Source organism: Maricaulis sp. CAU 1757 (assembly GCF_054482675.1).
Map to the genome: position 1 here is coordinate 346,258 of NZ_JBTLRI010000001.1, position 20,513 is coordinate 366,770.

The 20,513-nt window shown below is 66.7% G+C and carries 18 protein-coding genes; 13 read left to right on the forward strand and 5 right to left on the reverse strand.

What is annotated here, in order from left to right; translation table 11 throughout:
* Positions 1-356 precede the first annotated feature (356 nt).
* From carA to ACXYMR_RS01660, 7 genes are all read left to right on the forward strand, one after another.
* Positions 357-1,538 carry a glutamine-hydrolyzing carbamoyl-phosphate synthase small subunit gene (gene carA, locus ACXYMR_RS01630; RefSeq protein ID WP_458941003.1) on the forward strand — a complete coding sequence of 394 codons (1,182 nt, stop codon included), beginning with the start codon at positions 357-359 and terminating at the stop codon, positions 1,536-1,538.
* A 114-nt stretch (positions 1,539-1,652) separates the two neighbouring features.
* The gene (locus ACXYMR_RS01635) at positions 1,653-3,596 is read left to right on the forward strand and encodes a putative bifunctional diguanylate cyclase/phosphodiesterase (RefSeq protein WP_458941004.1); all 1,944 of its coding nucleotides are present in this window, start codon (positions 1,653-1,655) and stop codon (positions 3,594-3,596) included.
* Positions 3,597-3,656: 60 nt separating this feature from the next.
* On the forward strand, positions 3,657-5,159 hold the full coding sequence (locus tag ACXYMR_RS01640; RefSeq protein ID WP_458941005.1) for a peptide ABC transporter substrate-binding protein: 1,503 nt from the start codon (positions 3,657-3,659) through the stop codon (positions 5,157-5,159).
* Between the two features lie 41 nt (positions 5,160-5,200).
* Positions 5,201-5,860, forward strand: coding sequence for an HD domain-containing protein (locus ACXYMR_RS01645; protein WP_458941006.1), 660 nt, complete (start codon positions 5,201-5,203; stop codon positions 5,858-5,860).
* Between the two features lie 176 nt (positions 5,861-6,036).
* Positions 6,037-9,294: a carbamoyl-phosphate synthase large subunit gene (carB, locus tag ACXYMR_RS01650; RefSeq protein WP_458941007.1), complete on the forward strand. Its 3,258-nt coding sequence runs from the start codon at positions 6,037-6,039 to the stop codon at positions 9,292-9,294.
* 54 nt (positions 9,295-9,348) lie between these two features.
* Complete coding sequence (greA, locus tag ACXYMR_RS01655; protein ID WP_458941008.1) at positions 9,349-9,822, forward strand: transcription elongation factor GreA; 474 nt, start codon at positions 9,349-9,351, stop codon at positions 9,820-9,822.
* Between the two features lie 241 nt (positions 9,823-10,063).
* Positions 10,064-10,186, forward strand: coding sequence for a hypothetical protein (locus ACXYMR_RS01660; RefSeq protein WP_458941009.1), 123 nt, complete (start codon positions 10,064-10,066; stop codon positions 10,184-10,186).
* A 250-nt stretch (positions 10,187-10,436) separates the two neighbouring features.
* On the opposite strand, the gene ACXYMR_RS01665 is transcribed toward ACXYMR_RS01660, so the two are convergent.
* The 4 genes from ACXYMR_RS01665 to ACXYMR_RS01680 form a co-directional block, all read right to left on the reverse strand.
* Entirely contained in the window at positions 10,437-11,063 is a 627-nt protein-coding gene (locus ACXYMR_RS01665) for a hypothetical protein (RefSeq protein ID WP_458941010.1), read from the reverse strand.
* Positions 11,060-11,377 carry an autorepressor SdpR family transcription factor gene (locus tag ACXYMR_RS01670; RefSeq protein WP_458941011.1) on the reverse strand — a complete coding sequence of 106 codons (318 nt, stop codon included), beginning with the start codon at positions 11,375-11,377 and terminating at the stop codon, positions 11,060-11,062. Before ACXYMR_RS01670 ends, ACXYMR_RS01665 begins: the two co-directional genes overlap by 4 nt.
* Positions 11,378-11,501: 124 nt before the next feature.
* Entirely contained in the window at positions 11,502-13,589 is a 2,088-nt protein-coding gene (locus ACXYMR_RS01675) for a peptidoglycan DD-metalloendopeptidase family protein (protein ID WP_458941012.1), read from the reverse strand.
* Complete coding sequence (locus tag ACXYMR_RS01680; protein WP_458941013.1) at positions 13,586-13,975, reverse strand: BlaI/MecI/CopY family transcriptional regulator; 390 nt, start codon at positions 13,973-13,975, stop codon at positions 13,586-13,588. The genes ACXYMR_RS01675 and ACXYMR_RS01680 overlap by 4 nt, the downstream gene beginning before the upstream one ends.
* 113 nt (positions 13,976-14,088) lie before the next feature.
* Here ACXYMR_RS01680 and ACXYMR_RS01685 point away from each other — a divergent pair, with 113 nt between their 5' ends.
* The 6 genes from ACXYMR_RS01685 to ACXYMR_RS01710 all read left to right on the forward strand — a co-directional run bounded on the left by ACXYMR_RS01685 (position 14,089) and on the right by ACXYMR_RS01710 (position 19,944).
* Positions 14,089-15,072, forward strand: coding sequence for a mitochondrial fission ELM1 family protein (locus ACXYMR_RS01685; RefSeq protein WP_458941014.1), 984 nt, complete (start codon positions 14,089-14,091; stop codon positions 15,070-15,072).
* Positions 15,073-15,088: 16 nt separating this feature from the next.
* Positions 15,089-15,520, forward strand: coding sequence for a protein tyrosine phosphatase family protein (locus ACXYMR_RS01690; RefSeq protein ID WP_458941015.1), 432 nt, complete (start codon positions 15,089-15,091; stop codon positions 15,518-15,520).
* A gap of 115 nt (positions 15,521-15,635) precedes the next feature.
* Positions 15,636-16,580 carry a thioredoxin-disulfide reductase gene (gene trxB, locus ACXYMR_RS01695; RefSeq protein WP_458941016.1) on the forward strand — a complete coding sequence of 315 codons (945 nt, stop codon included), beginning with the start codon at positions 15,636-15,638 and terminating at the stop codon, positions 16,578-16,580.
* Positions 16,581-16,692: 112 nt separating this feature from the next.
* Positions 16,693-17,871, forward strand: a complete 1,179-nt coding sequence (locus ACXYMR_RS01700; RefSeq protein WP_458941017.1) for a DUF547 domain-containing protein — start codon at positions 16,693-16,695, stop codon at positions 17,869-17,871.
* A 70-nt stretch (positions 17,872-17,941) separates the two neighbouring features.
* Positions 17,942-18,835, forward strand: coding sequence for a LysR family transcriptional regulator (locus tag ACXYMR_RS01705; RefSeq protein ID WP_458941018.1), 894 nt, complete (start codon positions 17,942-17,944; stop codon positions 18,833-18,835).
* A 497-nt stretch (positions 18,836-19,332) separates the two neighbouring features.
* A complete protein-coding gene (locus tag ACXYMR_RS01710; protein ID WP_458941019.1) occupies positions 19,333-19,944 on the forward strand; it encodes a GNAT family N-acetyltransferase in 612 nt (203 codons plus the stop codon).
* Positions 19,945-20,016: 72 nt separating this feature from the next.
* Here the strand turns inward: ACXYMR_RS01710 and ACXYMR_RS01715 are convergent, their stop codons facing one another.
* The gene (locus ACXYMR_RS01715; RefSeq protein ID WP_458941020.1) at positions 20,017-20,484 is read right to left on the reverse strand and encodes a Dps family protein; all 468 of its coding nucleotides are present in this window, start codon (positions 20,482-20,484) and stop codon (positions 20,017-20,019) included.
* Positions 20,485-20,513 lie beyond the last annotated feature (29 nt).

The window sequence follows — 20,513 nt, forward strand, 5'->3', positions numbered from 1 at the left end:
GGATGATGTGAGAAGTGGGTGCTGCCTTGTCAAACAACGCGTCAAACCCGCGTCAGTTTCCTGGTTGTGCCGGCTCCGGGCCGGGTCTTTCCTCGCTCCGCCCGGCTCTCTGCGGGGGCGCGACTGCAACAAGGTGGGCGGGAATATGCCCTTGTTGCGGCGAAATCAAGTATCAATCTATGACTGGATCTGGCGACGCCGTCCGCCCGCCCGCAACCGATCACCGCTTCCGGGCAATTGGGATTGACCGGACCGCTTCGAGGCATTAGCGAAGCGCCCGTTTACCCGGACCTTGGCACGCGCCGATTCCCGCCGCGCCCCCGCCCCGTCCGCCGTCGCCCGCTGGAGACATCGCCATGACCGCTTCCAAGACCGCTACCGATCTCAAGGGTGCCACTGCCGCCCTGGCGCTCGCCGACGGCCGCGTCTTTCTCGGCCACGGCACCGGTGCCAGCGGCCAGGTGGTCGGCGAGATCTGTTTCAACACGGCGATGACCGGCCACCAGGAAATCCTCGCCGACCCGTCCTATGCCGGCCAGGTCGTGTGCTTCACCTTCCCCCATGTCGGCAATGTCGGCGCCAACTCGGAAGACGAGGAAGCGGCCAGCGAGCCGGCCCGCAAGGCCGCCGTGGGCATGGTCAGTCGCGCCGCCATCACCCCGCCGGCGAATTACCGCGCCGAACAATCCTTCCCGGAATGGCTGTGCGCCCGCGGCATCGTCGCCCTGACCGGCATCGACACGCGCGCCCTGACCCGCCACATCCGCGAGCACGGCATGGCAATGTGCGCACTGGCCCATGACCCGTCCGGCAATCTGGACATCGAGGCGCTCAAGTCCGCCGCCGCCGACGCGCCCAGCATGGAAGGCAAGGAACTGGCCTCCGCGGTCACCTCGAAGGAGGTTTCCGAGTGGTCGGACAGCGCCTGGGCCTGGGGTGAAGGCTATGTGAAGGGCCCGGAAGACGGCCCCCGCGTCGTCGTCCTCGACTATGGCGTCAAGGCCAACATCCTGCGCCTCCTGGTCAGCGCCGGCGCCCGTGTTGCCGTGCTGCCCGGCAACACACCGGCCGAGGACATCTTCAAGCTGAACCCGGACGGCATCGTCGTCTCCAACGGACCGGGCGACCCGGCCGAGACCGGCAAGTACGCCCTGCCGACCCTGAAGGCCGTGCTCGACAAGGGCGTACCGACCCTGGGCATCTGCCTCGGACACCAGATGCTCGCCCTGGCCATCGGCGCTCGCACCGAGAAAATGGCCCAGGGACATCACGGCGCCAACCACCCGGTGAAAAATCACGAAACCGGCCAGGTCGAAATCGTGTCGATGAATCATGGCTTTGCCGTCGACGGCAAGAGCCTGCCGGCCAATGCGGAGGAGACCCATGTCTCCCTGTTCGACGGTTCGAATTCCGGCTTCCGCCTGACCGACAAGCCGGTCTGGGCGGTGCAGCACCACCCTGAAGCCTCGCCCGGCCCGCAGGACAGCTTCGGCGTCTTCGACCGCTTCGTCGCCCAGCTCCGCAAGGCCGACGCGTAAGTCACGCGCATATAATATTACTGCTTTCGACCCGCATCCGGTTGCCTCGCGAAAGGCGGGGTAAAGATTCCGGCGGGCAGACTCGCGTGCGTGAGAGGCGGACGCGACACCATTATGTTCAATGACCGAGTGACATCCATCTGGCGCCGAACCGTGCGCCAGATCCTCAGGCCGTCCTCCAGCCTGCACGCCACCTACCAGCCCATTGTCAGCGGTGCGGCTCTCGGCACGGCCATCTATATGGGTCTCAACACCCTCGACCGTGTCATCACCTTCGGGGCCGGCGGATGGGTCCTGATCATCGCTTCGATGATTGCCTCGCTGGCCGCCGCCGCCCTGACCATCCGCACGCGACGCCAGATATCCGCTCTGCGACTCGAGCTTTCCGCCCTGACTTTGTGCGGCATCCTGATCATCAATATCAATCTCGACATGGCTCGGGCATTCGAACAGGAGGACCTTCACTACTACCTGCTCCTGATGCCCCTGTTCGCCGCGCTCAATTCGACCATCCGCGCCGCCGCCATCGCCGTGCTCGGAAGCGCTGGCAGTTTCGTCTATTTCATCCTGTTCTATGAGCCTTCGCTGATGGGGGAATATCTCTCCATCCTGGCGGCGGGCCTGTTTGGCGCGACCGCGCTCATGCTGCTTTTCAGGGGTGCCGTGACGCGCGCGGCCAAGGCGCAGACCCGGGCCGAGAAGGCGCGCGCGGAAGCCGAGACGCTGGCCGGGCACGACGCCCTGACCGGACTGCCCAACCGGCGCAGCTTCATGGCCGAACTGGAGCGCCGCGTCGCCGGGGACACACCGTTCGGCCTCCTGATGATCGACCTGGACGGCTTCAAGCCGGTCAACGACACCTATGGCCACGCGGCCGGCGACGAAGTGCTCCGGGAGGCCGCCCGCCGCCTTCAGCAGGTCAAACCCCGCGAGGCGCTTGCCGCCCGCCTCGGAGGCGACGAGTTCGCGGTTGTCCTGCCCGATCTCCATGGCGAGGAGGTCGCCGGCATTATTGGTGCCACCGTGTGCCGCCGCCTGAGCGAGCCCTACAACCTGCATGTCCCGGGCGGCCGCAGCGAGGAAAACACCGCACACATCACCGGTTCCGGTGGCATTTCCCTGTGGCAACCGGGCCAGCAGGACAGCGCTGCCAGCCTGTATGAGAAGACCGACTTTGCGCTCTACCAGGCCAAGCAGAACAAGCGCGGCAAGTGCATGGTGTGCACGCCGCGCTTGTCGTATCGGCTGGCCGGTGCCCAGCAGATCGAAAAGGCCCTGCGCACCGCCGACCTCGAGGCCGAGCTTCGACTGGTCTACCAGCCTCAATACGACACGGCGACCGGTGCCATCTTCGGCTTCGAGGCGCTGGCCCGCTGGTCAGCCCCCGGCCTCGGCGACGTGCCCGCATCGGTGTTCATCCCGGCCGCCGAGCGCGCCTTCCTGATGCGCCCGATCACCCAGACCCTGTTGCGCAAGGCGCTGGCCGAAGCCGCGCGCTGGCCGGACCACATCAAGCTGTCCTTCAACCTGTCGGTCCAGGACCTGATGCGCGAGGGCGCCATCGCCGCCATTCTGTCACTGGTCGAGAAAAGCGGCGTCGCGCCGGACCGTCTCATCTTCGAGATCACCGAGACCGACATGGTCACCGAGTTCGAATCCGGCCGTCACCACATCGCCCAGCTGACCGCCACCGGCGCCAGCATCGCGATTGACGATTTCGGCGTCGGCTACTCCAATTTCAGCTATCTGCACGAACTCGACATCGACCATATCAAGCTCGACCGCTCCTTCGTCACCCGCCTGATCGAGGACGACCGCGCCAGCCGCATTGTCGCCAGCCTGATCGGGCTGGCCCGCTCGCTCAACCTGTCCTGCCTCGTGGAAGGCGTTGAAACACCCGAGCAACTCGAGCGGCTGCGCGCCATGGGCGCGCCGCTGGCTCAGGGCTTTTTGTGGGGCCAACCCATTCGCCCCGCTGAGATCCCGAACCTGCTGGCCACCCAACAGGAGGCCAGCGCCGCCATCAAGGACGCGCCGCGGCGCGCCGCCGGCGGCTGACGCCAGGGCGTTTCCGAAGCCCCCTTCCCCGCCTCCGCCAAATCAGCTCATCCTGCGGTCATGCTGAACCGCCGCACCCTGCTCGCAGCCGGCACCGCCAGCGGCCTGGCCGCCTGCGGTCGCGGCGAAGCGCCGATCGGCCTGCTGCGCGTGGCCACCGCCAACCTGCCCGACAGTCTCGATCCGGCACGCGGCGAGTTCGCAGCAGCGGCCCTGGCCTACAAACAGATCCATGCCGGCCTCACCGAGTACGCTCCGGACGGCGGTGTCATGCCCGGCCTGGCTGAATTGTGGGAAAGCGATGAGAGCGGGCTCAACTGGGTATTCCGCCTGCGCGACGGGCTGACCTGGTCGGACGGCCATGCCCTGACCGCCGAGGATGTCGTCTGGTCGGCCCGCCGCCTCGTCGACCCGGCCCAGTCCTTTGCCAATCTCGGCGACTTCTACGCCCTGGCCAATGCGCGCGCCGTGCTCGCCGGCGAAGCCGCCCCGGAGACGCTGGGCATTGCGGCGGCGGATGAGCGCACCGTGCATGTCCGGCTCACCGAGCCTCTGGGCCTCCTGCCGGTGCTGATGCGCGAATTCTACCCCTTCCCGCGCCATGTCATCGAGCGACACGGCCTGGACTGGGTGCGCCCGGAGAACATCGTCACGGCCGGCGCCTACACCGTCAGCGACGTCAGCCAGATCTCCCTCGGCCTGCGCAAGAACCCGCATTACCACGACGCCTTCCGCGTGGTCATTGATGCCGCGCGCCTCGACGCCGTGCGCGACGACTCCACCCGCGTACGCCTGTTCCGGGCCGGGGATTACGATCTCGCCGACAACCCGCCGGCCAACCAGATCGGTTTCCTGCGCGACCGTCTCGGGAGCCGCTTCCAGAGTTTCGACGCGCCGATCCTGCGCTACCTCAAGGTCAATCATGCCCGCGAACCGCTGACCTCGCTGCGCGTGCGCCGCGCCCTGTCCGCAGCGGTGGACCGCGCCTTCATTGCCCGCGAGTTCTTTTCCGGCACCGCCAATCCCGCGACCGCCATCCTGCCCGGCAGCCATCACGACCCGGAAGGCGGCAATCTCACCCTCGACCGCCCGCTCGAGCTGCGGTGCACCACCGGCGAAAGCGAGCGCATCGCCCTGGCCATCGCCGATGACTGGCGTCGCATCGGGCTGGAGTGCGAGCTCCTGGTGACCTATCCGACCGATCTCTACCAGGCCGTCGAGGCCGGCCAGTTCGATATCGCCATCGCCAGCTTCAACCGCGGCCTCAAGGCCGATCCCTTCTTCATGCTGGACCCGTTCGCGCCGGGTGGGTTTGCCGCCAATTTCAACTGGTCCGATGATCGGTTTGCCGAGCTCATGGGCGCCGCCCGGGCCGAGGACGAGCCGGAGCGCCGGGCCCGGCTCTATCGCGCCGCGGAAGCACGCCTGCTCGACGAACAAGCCGTCATCCCGCTCCTGCACGAGCGCGCCCACTGGCTGGTCGGCGACCGGGTGCGCGGGACAATGCCCGGCATCCAGCCCATGCTCTGGCGCAACCTCGCACTGTCGGATATCCGCCCCTAGACCGGGAGCGCCCGGCAGCGCTCGCACGTTCGGAGACTGCCATGCAATCCCGCCTCGACGCCCGCATGACGACCCGCTGGGCAGAGCATGTCCGGGCCGCCGGCCTGACCCCCGCCCCAGCGATCGGCACCGCCCTGGTCCAAGCCTATGGCGAACCTCATCGCTGCTATCACACGCTCGAGCACATTGCGGACATGCTGGACATGATCGAGGCGCGGGCCAGCACTGACACGCCCATCCACCGTCTGCGCATGGCCGCCTGGTTCCATGATGCCGTCTACGACACGCGCGCCTCGGACAATGAGGAGCAAAGCGCAGTCTGGGCCCGGAACGCGCTCACCGAGGCGGGCGCCGAGCCGAGCTTCGCCGCCGAGGTGGCTGCGCTGATCCGCGCGACCGCCGACCATCAGGGCGGCGGCAAGGATGAACATGACAACCTGTTTCTCGACATCGATATTTCGATCCTCGGCGCTTCGCCCGCCCGCTATCGGGCCTATGCTGACGCCATCCGCGCAGAATATGGCTGGGCAAGTGACAGCGATTTCCAGATCGGGCGCAGCGACTTCCTTCAGAGGATCCTGGCTCGGGAACGCGTTTTCCTGACCCCTGACTTCGAGGCCGAACTTGGCGACCAGGCGCGGCACAACATGCAATGGGAACTCGCATCTCTGCTGGATCGTGCGCCCGGCGGTGCCGAATGAGTGCGGCTTTTCAGTCGCCCGCACATAAAACATGAAAGCGCGCAGTTTACCCCTCGCCATGGCCGCGATTCCGCGATAGGAACCCGCTTCAGCACCAAAACCGAATAGCTCGCACGACAGGCCGCCCGGCCTGCCGCGGCGAGCCCGCGCGCACCCGTGATGAAGGCCGACCGCCCATGCCCAAACGTACCGACATCCAGTCCATCCTGATCATCGGCGCCGGCCCCATCGTCATCGGCCAGGCCTGCGAGTTCGACTATTCCGGCGTGCAGGCCGTGAAGGCCCTCAAGGCCGAGGGCTACCGGGTCATCCTGGTCAATTCCAACCCGGCCACCATCATGACCGACCCGGAACTGGCCGACGCCACCTATATCGAGCCGATCACCCCCGACATGGTGGCCAAGGTGATCGAGAAGGAACGTCCGGACGCGCTGCTGCCGACCATGGGCGGCCAGACGGCGCTCAACTGCGCCCTCGAACTGGACAAGCGCGGCGTGCTCGACCTGTTCGGCGTGGAAATGATCGGCGCCCGGGCCGACGTCATCGACAAGGCGGAGAACCGCGAGCGCTTCCGCGAGGCGATGGACAAGATCGGTCTGGAAAGCCCGCGCTCGCGCACCGTGCACTCGATGTCGGAAGCCGAAGCAGTGATGGCGGAAATCGGCCTGCCGGCCATCATACGCCCGTCCTTCACGCTGGGCGGCACCGGCGGCGGCATCGCCTACAATGTCGAAGAGTACGAGGCCATCTGCAAGACCGGCCTCGACGCCTCGCCGGTCGACGAGATCCTGGTCGAGGAATCGATCGTCGGCTGGAAGGAATTCGAGATGGAAGTGGTCCGCGACAAGGCGGACAATTGCATCATCATCTGCTCGATCGAGAATGTTGACCCGATGGGCGTGCACACCGGCGACTCGATCACCGTCGCCCCGGCCATGACGCTGACCGACAAGGAATACCAGATCATGCGCTCGGCCTCGCTCGCCGTGCTGCGCGAGATCGGCGTCGAGACCGGCGGCTCCAACGTCCAGTTCGCCGTCAACCCGGCCGACGGCCGCATGGTCGTCATCGAGATGAACCCGCGCGTCTCGCGCTCCTCGGCGCTGGCCTCCAAGGCGACCGGTTTCCCGATCGCCAAGGTCGCCGCCAAGCTCGCCGTCGGCTACACGCTCGACGAGATTGCCAACGACATCACCGACGGTGCCACCCCGGCCGCCTTCGAGCCGACCATCGACTACGTCGTCACCAAGATCCCGCGCTTCGCCTTCGAGAAATATCCCGGCGCCGACAACCGGCTGTCGACCTCGATGAAATCCGTCGGCGAAGCCATGGCCATCGGCCGCACCTTCCAGGAAAGCGTCCAGAAGGCCCTGCGCTCGATGGAGACGGGGCTGTCCGGTTTTGACGAGGTCGAGATTGCCGGCGTCGAGGAGGCGACCAGCGATGAAGAGCGCAAAAGCGCCGTGCGCGCCGCCCTCGCGCTGGCCACGCCGGACCGCCTGCGCGTCATCGCGCAGGCCTTCCGCGAAGGCCTCAGCCTGGAAGAAGTCGAGCGCGCCTCGCTGTACGAGCCGTGGTTCCTGCGCCAGATCGAGCAGTTGATCCAGACAGAGGAAGACGTCACAACGCTCGGCCTGCCCGACACTGCCGACGACTTCCGCGCCCTCAAGGCCATGGGCTTCTCCGATGCCCGCCTCGCCGCCCTGACGCGCCAGGAAGAGGCCGATGTCCGCAAGGCCCGCCGCGCCCTTGGCGTGCGCCCGGTATTCAAGCGCGTCGACACCTGCGCCGCCGAATTCTTTGCTGCCACGCCCTACATGTACTCCTCCTACGAAGCCCCGGGCTTCGGTGAGGAGCCAGAGTGCGAGAGCGATCCTTCGGATGCGAAGAAAGCCATCATCCTCGGCGGCGGCCCGAACCGGATCGGCCAGGGCATCGAGTTCGACTATTGCTGCTGCCACGCCGCCTTCGCCTTTGCCGATCTCGGCATCGAGTCGATCATGGTCAACTGCAATCCGGAAACCGTCTCCACCGATTACGACACCGCCGACCGCCTCTATTTCGAGCCGTTGACCATCGAGGACACGCTCGAGCTGATCGAGACCGAGCGCGAAAAGGGCGAACTGCTGGGCGTCGTCGTCCAGTATGGCGGCCAGACGCCGCTCAAGCTGGCCGCCGAGCTGGAAGCGGAAGGCGTGCCGATCCTCGGCACCGCCCCGGACGCCATCGACCTCGCCGAGGACCGCTGGCGCTTCAAGGACCTGCTCGACCGTCTCGGCCTCAAGCAGCCGCCCAACGCCATCGCCTCGACCGAGGACGAGGCGCGCCGCGAGGCGGAGAAACTCGGCTTCCCGCTGGTCCTGCGTCCCTCCTACGTGCTGGGCGGCCGGGCCATGGAGATCATCCGCGAGATCGACAGTTTCGAGCGCTATCTGCGCGAGGCCGTCAACGTCTCCGGCAAGTCCCCGCTCCTGCTCGACCGCTACCTGACCGATGCCGACGAAATCGATGTCGACGCCATCTGTGACGGCGAGGATGTCTGGGTTGCCGGGGTCATGCAGCACATCGAGGAAGCCGGCGTGCACTCCGGTGACAGCGCCTGTTCCCTGCCGCCGTACAATTTGTCCGACGAGATGATCGCCGAGCTCAAGGCGGAAACCGTGGCCATGGCCAAGGCGATCGGCGTCAAGGGCCTGATGAACGTCCAGTTCGCGGTCAAGGACGGCGAGATCTACGTTCTTGAAGTCAATCCGCGCGCCTCGCGCACCGTGCCCTTCGTGGCCAAGGCGATCGGCCAGCCGGTGGCCCGCCTCGCCGCCAAGGTGATGGCCGGCACCAAGCTGTCCGAACTCAACCTCGCCGACCCGGCGCCCAAGCACATCTCGGTCAAGGAAGCGGTCATGCCGTGGGCGCGTTTCCCGGGCGTCGACCCGGTGCTCGGCCCGGAAATGCGCTCGACCGGCGAGGTCATGGGGATCGACACGCTGTTCGAGGGCGCCTTTGCCAAGGCCGAGCTCGGCGCCGGCGTCAAGCTGCCGCGCAAGGGCAGCGTGTTCATCTCGCTGCGCGACGGCGACAAGGCCGGCATGATCGAGCCCGTGCGCGTGCTGCGCATGCTCGGCTTCACCATCCTGGCCACCGGCGGCACGGCCAAGACCTTTGAGGATGCCGGCATCCCGGTGACCCGGGTCAACAAGGTGTTCGAGGGCCGGCCGCACATTGTCGACCAGATGAAGAATGGCGACGTGCAGCTCATCTTCAACACCACCGAGGGTCGCCAGTCGCATCACGACAGCTACTCCATCCGCCGCTCGGCCCTGGAAATGAAGATCCCGACCTACACCACGGCGTCGGCTGCCAAGGCCGTGATCATGTCCCTGCGTCGCATCGATGAAGGAGCGCTTGAACCTGTCGCTCTGCAGACCTACTCTTGATGGTCAACTTGGAGACAGCTAGCCTGTGTCCCACTCCCTAAGATAAGTGGTCGCATGAACAAGATCCCGATGACCGTTGAAGGGCACAAGGCCCTCGACGAAGAGCTGAAACGTCTCAAAACCGAAGAACGCCCGGCAGTGATCGCGGCGATCTCGGAAGCGCGCGAGCATGGCGACCTTTCAGAGAACGCTGAATACCACGCCGCCAAGGAACGCCAGGGCTGGATCGAGGGCCGGGTGACCGAGCTCGAGGACAAGCTGGCCCGGGCCCAGATCATCGACATCTCCAAGATGTCCGGTGACACGGTCAAGTTCGGTGCCACGGTGACCGTGCTCGACGAGGACAGCGAGCAGGAGTCGACCTACCAGATCGTCGGCGAGGACGAGGCGGACGTGAAATCGGGCAAGATTTCCGTCACGTCCCCGATCGCCCGCTCGATGATCAACAAGGAAGTCGGCGACGTCATCGAGGTCAATGCCCCGGGCGGCCTGAAATCCTACGAGATCATGGCGGTCAAGTTCGACTGATCCTCGGCACTGCCCTGCAACCAGAACGACGGCCGGCCCTGCCCGGCCGTTTTTCTTGGCGCGCCGTCGCGAACGGATTCGCACATTTCGCCAAGGACCTGCGCGCGACGGCTCAACCGGTTGCAAAATGAACCTCGCCTGACGGGCGAATCCGCTGTGCAGCAAGGCGATTTGGGCGTATGATCCTGTTCGTGTCCTCAACTGGGAGGCACAGTCTCAGGCGCTGCCATGGAGGCGCTGCATGAAAGAACAGACACTCGAGAAGAAACGCCCGACTGCCGAAAAACAGAAGGGTGCGGAATCGATCAAGGGCAAACACGAACAGGCCAAGAAACCTGGCGCCAAGCCTCAGCCCAAGAAATAGGGTCTTGATCGTGGGCGATCCGCCGCTGCAAAGCGCGAACCGCCCGACCCCGGAGCCGCTCCGCCGAGCGCTCACGAAGCACAAGAGCAGCGCCTGACACGCGCCCCGCCCGATGGACATGTTCGTGATCGAACGCCGGCATGATGGACCGGCCCCAGGGTCATAAGAACCGGCTGGAAACCTCGTTTCCAGCCGGTTTTTTTGTGTCTGCGGAGTGCCTTTCGTGGGCGTCGGGTGCCGCGACAGGCCCTCACGCGTCCGGGCGGTCGGCCGCGCTCTTGAACAAGCCGGCAAAGCGGATCGCCAGGACGCCGTTGGCGAGGACGAAGGCGAGCGCCGACCACTGCCCTGCGGTGTCACCCCAGAGCGCGTCGATCAGGAATATGGCGCACACCCATACCAGGGCATGCATCAACAGAAGCAGGGCGAACAGCATCGACCGTGATACCCGGTCCGGCTCCTCCCCTTTGTCCGCAGCCACTGGCGGGCCGGACACCACAAGAGCGAAGCCCGCTGCGCCCAGGCTGACGGCGAAGGCCGCCAGGCCGACGCCGCCGGCGGCCAGCTTGACCACCCCGTCGGGCGCCACCAGCCAGACCAGCACGGTGGTCAGCCCGGCCAGCACGAAACTCCATCCGGCCAGACGCGCCACACCGGGCGTCATCGCGCCAGCGGAGAGGCCGCCGGTGACTTTCGGCAGCATGTTGCCGGCCAGGATCATCAGGACGGCAAAGCCCAGGCCGCTGCCGCGCCTGGCGAGATCGCGGTCAATCAGGCCGAGTTCGCCGGAAAAGGCCAGGACCAGGACGATCGTCACGCCGACGCCGAACTGGATGGCAAAACTGCGGTAGGACCGCTTGAGGGCCGTGGTGATCATTTGTCCGTCTCCTTGGTTGAACCCGGCGCGGATGCGTCCGGGGCGGATGTGTCCGGGCCCCAGCCGAACAGGCGGGCGAAGCCCAGCAGGGCGTCCTCCAGGACCGACATCTGCAAATGATAGACGACCGACTTGCCCTGTTTCTCCGAGGTCACCAGACCGGCTTCCCGCAGGACCGCGAAGTGCGCCGACAGCGTCGGCTTGGACAGGTCGAATGCGGCGGCCAGCTCGCCGGCCGACATCGGACCGGAGCGCAGCAATTCCAGCACGCGGCGACGCGTCGGATCGGACAGGGCTTTGAAGGCATCACTCATGCTTTTACATTTCGCTAAACGTCGAAATGAGTCAAGAGCTATCTATTGGGTCCTCTCCAGCCCCACGAAAAAGGCCCCGTCGCGACCGGGGCCTCTCGTGTGCTGCAGGTCCGGGACAGAGGACCTAGCGCAAGCCGGGAAGATGATCCGCCGGATCCTGGCGGTGCCCATTCAAGCGCACCTCGACATGGACATGCGGTCCGGTGACCTGTCCCGTCGATCCGACGCGCGCCACTGCCTGCCCGGCCGAGACCGTGTCGCCAACTTGTACGTCGAAACCTTGCAGGTGGGCATACACGGTCTGCCAGCCGCCACCATGATCGAGCACCAGCGTATTGCCCCAGCTGTCACGGCCGCCAAAACCGGCCTGTGCCTGGGTCACCACGCCAGCGGCCGGCGCCATCACCGGAGTGCCCTCGGGGGCCGCCAGGTCATAGCCACCATGATCCCGCGGAGCCCCTGCCGGGCGAGCCGGCCGCTCGCCATAGCGACTGGAAATCCGGGCGGCCGGGGCCACGGCATGGCTGAAGTCCGGCGCCGGTGACAGGGCAGCAGGCGCGGCAGGTGCCGGACCAGGGTCTGCCGGAGCTGCAGGTGCCGGATCCGGACGCCGTGGTGCGGAACGGTTACTGGATTTCTCGCCGTCCGCGCTTGGCGACGCACTGGGTTCTGCGGCGCGGTGGGCGGCCATTTCTGCCGCCAGGCCCAGCTCTTGCAGATAGTAGAGCTGCAGCGTCCAGGCCGACCGGTCCTGGGGATCGGCCTGGTATGCCGCGCGGGCATGCGCCAGCCCCCGGTCGAACTGCCCGGCCTGGGCGTAGGCCTGCGCCAGGGCGCGTGCGATACGTGCATCCGGCTCAACGCCGGCATAGGCCGCTTCCAGTTCGGCAACACCGCCTTCCGCATCCCCGCTGACGATCAGCAATTGACCGATATTGATGCGCAAACGGCGCTCCTCCTCGGCCGTATTGCCGCCCGTGGCAATTGCGGAACGCCAGTCGGCGACGGCCGCCTCAATATCGTCGAGTTCGTAATAGGCCCGGCCGCGCATTTGCAGGGCAATCGATTGCTCGTAGGGCGACAAGGCCTGCTCCGCCAGGGCAGCATCGAGCCGGTCGATCGAGGCTTGCCATTGCGCCTCGTCCTGCAGTTGCTGGGCCTGCAGCACTGCCTCGCCCGTCGCATCCGAAAAACTGCGTGCCGGGACTTGCTCCACCTGGACCGCTGCCGCGTCCCGCCGGTCGGTGACCATGGCTTGCGCAAGGCCGACGGGGATCACCGCTGCCAGAACCCCTGCCGCAACCAGCCGGGCCGACAGCGTGTTTGCCGGCGCGCCGGCGAGAATGGCTTGAATACGCATTTCGCGATGTCTCCGTGACAAAGGCCCGAAGGCGGTGGCGGGCGGGAGGCCCAGGGAAAAGCTTTCGATCAGCGTGACCGCATAGCCCTTGCGGGCATCCGGCCCGAGAGCGGCCAGGCAATCGCGGTCACAGGCCAGCTCGCGGGCCGCTTCCAGGTGGCGCTCGATCTGGCGCAGTGGCCAATGGAACCACGCCACCACCAGCAGCGCCGCCCCGACCAGCCGGTCGCGCTCGTCACCGCGCCGCCAATGGCACAGCTCGTGGGCCAGGGCATGGCCCGCCATCTGGCGGTTTTCAAACAGGTGTTCGGGCATCAGCACGACCCCGCGCCAGCCGGTCAGGAAGGGTGATGTGGTGCCGCCATGGACGCGCAATTCCGGTGTCGGCCCGCCGATCAGCTCGGCCTGGCGCGCCAGCAACAGCGTCTCGTCCGGTCGCGCCGGCCGGCTCGCCGCGATCACGGCGGCCCGTTGCCAATGGCGCCGCAGGGCCAGGCCGAGACAGGCCAGCAGACCGATCCCATAGATCGCAAGCGCCACGTCACGCAGGGCAGGAAGGGCAGGTGCACTGGACAGGATGGGCAGGTCTGCCAGCGGCGCCACGACGCCCTCCACCGCCGCCGCGTCGGTCCCGAAATCCAGTGCCGGCAAGGCCGGAGCGGCCTCGGGAATGGCATAGACCAGGGGCGCAACCAGCACCGGCAGCACGGCCACGACACGTGCGCCGCGCCACAAGACCGTCTCCGCGCCGCGCACCCGGCTTTCCAGGACCCGGGCCAGCACAAGCGCGAGCGTACCGGCGACCACGCTCAGCCCGGCGCCGATGAGAATGGCGTCGATCAGGCCGCTCATGACCGCTCCTCCCCGGCATTATCCTCCGCCTCGAGCAACGCCGTCAGCGCCCTCGCCTCTTCCTCGCTGAACAGCTCGCTCTTGGCGAAACCCGTGGCCGGGATCGGCCCGTCGAGATCAAGCACGGTGCTGGCGAAATCGCGGATCATCCGGCCCATCAGGGCCACTTTCTCGACCTTGGCGGAAAACACCGACAGGCCGTGCACGTCGCGCCGCTCGACCAGCGCCTTGTCGGTCATCCGCGACAACAGGGTCCGCGTCGTCGAATAGGACCAGCCCTGACCACTGGCCAGCGCGTCGTGGACCTCGCGCGCGCTCTGCGCACCGGCAGACCAGAGATGCTTGAGGACCGAAAGCTCGGCCGGGCTGGGGGCGGAATGCGACATGCGCAAATCTCCGTAACGTTGATGCTACATTTGTCACATACTACATTTGTAGCACCCCCTGTCAAGCAGGCCCCGCCTTGACCCCGGCAGCGCCACAGTTTCAATGTCCCGCCATGACACCAAGCCCCGCCTCGTCTGCGCCCGACCCCGCACCGGACCCCGCCGTCGCCATCTGCTGGATGGTCAGCGACGGCCGTCGCGGCATCGAGAACCAGGCGCTGGGCCTGGCCGAGGCCGTGCAGCGCGAGCTCGCCACGCCCCTGCACATCGAGCGGGTCACCGTGCGCAAGGACGGCTTCGTCGCCCTGCCAGGAGACAGCCGGCCGGACCTGTGGATCGGCTGCGGCCGCGCCGCCATCCCGCTCGCCGCCAGCCATCGCCGCATCTTCCCGGACGCCTTCTTCGCCTATGTCCAGGACCCGCGCAGAAACCATGATGATTTCGACCTCATCATCGCCCCGGACCATGACCGCCTGAGACGGCCGAACGCCGTGACCATGCTCGGCTCGCCCAATCGCGTCACCGCCGATCGCCTCGCCGCCGAACAGGCCCGCTTCGCCGACCGCCTCGACGCCCTGCCCGGACCTCGGGCCGCAGTGCTGATCGGCGGCCCGTCCAAGCGCTTCAAGCTCGACACCGATACCGCCGCCTATCTCGAGCGTCGCATCCTGCACCTGCTCGACCAGGACGTGTCGCTGATGATCACCGTGTCCCGCCGCACGCCGCAGAGCCTGCGCAGCCGGCTCGCCGAACGGCTTGTCGATCACCCGCGGGTCTGGCTGCACGACGCGGCACAGGACAATCCATACTTCGCCTTCCTCGCGGCCGCCGACTGGATTTTCGTCACCGAGGAATCGACCAACATGCTCGTCGAGGCTGCGGCGACCGGCACCCCGGTCTACGCCCTGCCCATGGCCGGCCAGCCGGGCAAGTTCGCGCATCTGCACGCCGCCCTGGAAGGCCGCGACGCGCTGCGCCCCTATCTCGGCCGGCTCGAGGACTGGTCCTACGCCCCGCTCGATGAAACCCGCCGCATCGCCCGCACGCTGATCGCCCGCTGGCAGGCCGGTGCGGCCGCCAGGCCGGCCAGCCCCTGACCCAAGGAGACCCGACATGACCTCGACCCCCGACGATCTCATCGTCTGCCGCCATGACCGCGTCGGCTTCGCGCCCCAGCCCGAACCGGCCCATCTTGACCAGTGGGCCGCCGACGGCGTCGAGCTGGTGATCAATTCGCGCACACCGGAGGAAACCGCCGGCCTGCCCTTCGATCTGCGCCAGGCCGTGACCGAGCGCGGCATGCGCTACATCGAACTCCCCCTCGGGGGCGTCCATGCCCCGAGCCCCGCCGTCACCGATGCGCTGGAAACCGCGCTCGCCAACACGACCGGCAAGATCGTCATGCATTGCCGCTCCGGCACCCGCTCGGCCCACATCTACGCCGCCCACCTCAAGCGCTGCTCCGACAGCGCCGAGGACCCGTTCGACACCATGAACTGGCCCGGCGGCCGCGACCCCGGACTGGTCCAGGCGCTGGCCGGCTGAGCGCGCCCAACCAACCGGCTGCACTTGCCGGGAGGCAGGCGCGCTTCGCCCTCCTATATAGAACCCGACCGATGCAGCCGCGCGCTGCGCTCCACAGACACGACGAGGCCCATCCATGTCCGACACCCGTCACGCACGCCTGATCATCATCGGCTCCGGTGCCGCCGGCTATACCGCCGCCATCTATGCCGCGCGCGCCATGCTCGAGCCCATGCTGATTGCCGGCCTGCAGCCGGGCGGCCAGCTGACCATTACCACGGACGTGGAGAATTACCCGGGCTTTGCCGACGTCATCCAGGGCCCCTGGCTGATGGAGCAGATGCGCGAGCAGGCCGAGAAGGTCGGCACCGAGATGGTCTCCGACATCATCGTCAAGGCCGACCTGTCCAAGCGCCCCTTCGTGCTCACCGGCGACAGCGGCACCACCTATACCGCCGACAGTGTCATCATCGCCACCGGCGCCCAGGCCAAGTGGCTCGGCCTGCCCTCCGAGCAGAAATTCCAGGGCTTCGGCGTCTCCGCCTGCGCCACCTGCGACGGCTTCTTCTACCGCAACAAGGAGGTCGTGGTGGTCGGCGGCGGCAATACCGCGGTCGAGGAAGCACTCTTCCTGACCAATTTCGCCTCCAAGGTCACCCTGGTGCACCGGCGCGACAGCCTGCGCGCCGAGAAGGTCATGCAGGACCGCCTGTTCAACCATCCCAAGATCGAGGTGATCTGGGACCATGTGGTCGACGAGATCCTCGGCGGCACCGACCCGATGGGTGTCACTGGAGTGCGCCTGGCCCATGCCAAGACCGGCGAGACCCAGGAGATCGCCGCCCACGGCGTGTTCATCGCCATCGGCCACGCCCCGGCCACCGAGCTCTTCGTGGACCAGCTGGAAACCAAGGATGGCAATTACCTCGTCGTCGAGCCGGGTACGCCGAAAACCTCGATCCCGGGCGTCTTCGCCGCCGGCGATGTCACCGACGACATCTACCGCCAGGCCGTCACCGCGGCCGGCATGGGCTGCATGGCGGCACTCGACGCGGAACGCTTCCTGGCCGCGCAGGAATAGGCGGGACCCGGCTCCGGCCGGTCCCTCTTTTGCCAGTTTTACATTGCCGTAACTTGTCTGGACACGACGGGCGCGATACCTCGCCTGTGAACTCTGACACGGCGGGACAACTATGCGTAAACTGGCTTTCATCGGAATGACTGCACTGGCCGCGGCCGGCATCGGCCTGTCCGCCACCCCTTCGGCCAGTGCCCAGACGCTCGCCAGCTTCACCGAATACGATGCCGACAGCCGTCTCCACGTCGACTACACGCTGTGGAGCGATCTGATGCGCGATTTCGTGCTCAACGTGCCCAACATGGACCGCGAGCCGGAGCGTCGCCGCTCGATCTCCACCGGCACCCGCATCTCGACCGCCAACGAGACCCGCTACCGCTACGAAGCCAACCGCGTCGCCTATCATTTGATGTCGGAGGAATACGAGCAGGCGGTGAGCGATTATCGCGCCGAACTCGAAGCCCTGCCCGACCAGGTCGATCTTTCCCGCCTCAACAGCAATGAACAGCTCGCCTACTGGCTCAACCTGCACAATGTGGCGATGCTCGAGCAGGTCATGCTCAACTACCCGGTCACCCGGATCAACCGGATGGATGCCCATGGCACCAACGAACCGGTGTTCGACGCCAAGATCCTCACCGTCGCCGGGGTGCCGCTCAGCCTCAATGATATCCGCCTGCGCATCGTCTACCAGCAATGGGACGATCCGCGCGTCATCTACGGCTTCTTCAATGGGTCCGTGGGTGGTCCCGAACTCAGCCGCACTGCCTTCGACGGCCCCCGCATCTGGGCCCAGCTCGACCGCAATGCGCGCGAATTCGTCAATGCCCTGCGCGGCGTGGAAGTCTCGCAGCGCGAGCTGCGCGTCTCGCACATCTATGCCGAGGCCGAAAAATTCTTTCCCGAGTTCGACGAGGACCTGCGTCGCCACCTGCGCGCCTTCGCCAACGAGGAAACGGCCGTCCAGCTGCGCGGCGGCCGCCCCGTGCGTGCCGACATCGAGGCCTGGGAGGTTGCCGACCTGATCAACGGATCCCGGCGCTGCACCGGCACCGGTGGCGCGGCGCTCGTCTATTCGAGCAGCGAGGGCCCGTCGTCCTGCGGCGCCTTGCCGACCAATGCCCGCTACCTCCTGTCGGCGGTCCAGGAACGCCGCATCGAACTCATCCAGCAGGGCCGCTATGGCGAGGTCTTCACCGTCGACATCCCGACCGATCCAAACGGCAATCCGATCCGCCTGCCCCCGGCCGGCTCGGCCGCGACTGCCAGCGAAGCCGGCGACAGCGAGGAATAGGCTTCGCAGCAGCCCAGCGCCTCGTTAAGGTGCCGGCCTGATTTCCGGCATTTACGGGGTGGCACGCGCCATGGACTGGGACAAGCTGAAGACCTTCCACGCCGCCGCCCAGGCCGGCTCGCTGACCAAGGCGGCGGAGCTGCTCGGCCTGTCGCAATCAGCGGTGAGCCGCCAGATCGCCGCGCTCGAGGATGATCTCGGCGTCACCCTGTTCCACCGCCATGCCCGTGGCCTGATCCCGACCGAGCCGGGCAATCTGCTGTACGAGGCCGCCAAGGAGATCGCGGGTCGCGTCGCCATCGCCGAGGCCCGCGTGCACGATGCCCGCGACGAGCCCTCGGGCGAACTCAAGGTGACGGCCCCGACCGCGCTCGGCGCGACCTGGCTGGCCCCGCGCCTGGCCGAGTTCCACGAGGAATACCCGCAGATCCGCATCCGCCTCATGCTCGACGATCACGAGCTCGACCTGGCCGGACTGGAAGCGGAGGTCGGCATCCGCCCCTGGCCGTCGACCCAGAATGATCTGGTGCAGCGCAAGCTGATGAGCGTGCGCCAGCACCTGTATGCCAGCCACGACTATGTCGAGCGCCGCGGCACACCATCGACGCCGCAACAGCTCGACGACCACTCCATCATCTATTACGGCCCGCCCCAGCTGGCTCCCATCCCCGGTCTCGACTGGGCGGCCAAGGCCGGCCGCGAAAAGGACCAGCCGCCACGCCCCGCCGTGGTCGAGGTCAACACCATTTATGGCGTCATGAAGGCCGTCGAGGCCGGCATGGGTATCGCCGCCCTGCCCGACTACGTGGCTCGCGAAAACCCGCGCCTGGTCCCCGTCCTGCCCAATCTGGACGGACCGGATTTCGAGGTTTTCTTCGTGTATCCCAGCGAGTTGCGGGGGTCACGCCGGATCGTTGCCTTCCGCGATTTCCTGATCGAACAGGCCCGTCGCTGGCAAAGCTGAACGCCCTGGAAGTCCAGCGAATCATGCATGGCGAAAATGTGGCATCGCCCCTTTTATGCATAGCTAACATGCCACTTCGTCTCTGGTGAAGCCTGACCGCCTGCGCCATATACCTCCCCGACGCGGCGGCAACGCCGCGCCTCAGAACTCCCCCTTCTGAGCGTGCATGCCATCTCCTCCCCCTTGAGGCATGCACTTGGCGCCGGGTCCCTCTCCTCCCCTTTAGGGCCCGGCGCACACTCTTTTCGGGCTACCCTGCCCGCAGACACACGACTGCCCCGGCTGCACCTCAGCCGGGGCATTTTTTTACATGTCATTTGTCGCGGTGGCCGAAACTGGGCCAATCTGCCAGCATGATACACGCAGATTTATTCCATATCTTTCAGGATTGTGTCCGGCTTGGCGGACTCGGCAGCAGTCTCAGTTCACCGGTTGAAGGCCGAGGCTACAGGGCATGGGCCGGCAACTGGCTCTTCATCGTCAGCTGGGACGGCGGTGTGACCGATCCAACCGGCCTCGTGGCCTCGGTGCGCGAAGAAGCCCGGACGCGCGGCTTGCCGGTGATCTGGCATGTCTACGACAGGACAAGCCCGGCGGGCCTCGCCTCGATGCTGGCCGAAGCCGGTTTCTCCCTGATGGGGCCGGAAACCCTCCTGGTCCGCGAGCTCACCGGACTGGACGGGCTGTCCGGCCGCGCCGCGACACGCGTTCGCGACGACGCACAGCTCGACGCCTACTTGGCCATCCTGAAAGCTGCCTTTGGCAGCGCACCAGTCTTGAGCCCGGCCCGTCGCGCCGCACTGCTGGCGACCGATCGCACTCGCAGCTACCTCTGGGGCGATGCCTCCGGCTGGATATCCGCCGGTCAGATGGACCTCCACGAGGGCCTGCCGGCCGTCCTGTTGCGAAGCGGCAGCACCCATCCTGACCGACGCGGCGAAGGCGGCTATCGGGCCCTGGTGCACAGCCGCCTGGCCGAAGCGCGAGCGGCGGGAAAGAAGTGGGCCTTCGTGGAAGCCGGCCCGCAGAGCCAGCCCATCCTGCGGAAGCTCGGATTTCGGGAGGTTCGGCGCGGTCAGGTCTGGACCTGGAGTGCCGATGCCCCCTGACCCCGCTGTTCAACAAAAACCCCGGTGCCAGGCAGCACCGGGGTTGTCGCTTCAGTCCGGGTATGAGCCGGTTCAGCCCAAGGTCGAGCGCAGCATCCAGGCAAATTTCTCGTGCGCGGTGACGCGCGGCGCTAGGATGTCGGCCGTCGCCTCGTCGCCGTGCTCGTCGGCTTTCTCGAGCGTCTCGCGCAGCGTCTTGACCACGGCCTGGTGACCTTCCAGCAGGTCGCGCACCATGCCGTCGGCATCCTTGGCCTCGCCACCGGACTTGATCGAGGCGGCGCTGGTCATTTCGCTATAGGTGCGCGGCGCCACGACATCGAGGGCGCGGATTCGCTCGGCAATCTCGTCGGTGGCCGCCCACATCTCGTTGTACTGCTCCTCGAACAGGGCGTGCAGGTCGTGAAAGCGCGGGCCCGTCACGTTCCAGTGGTAGACGTGGGTCTTGAAGTACAGGGCGTAGGTATCGGCCAGCACGGCGGTCACGGCGTCGGCCATGGTTTCGCGCTGGCTGTCGGTCAGACCCATATTGATGCTCATAATCGTCTCCATCTCGGTTGGCGGACGGC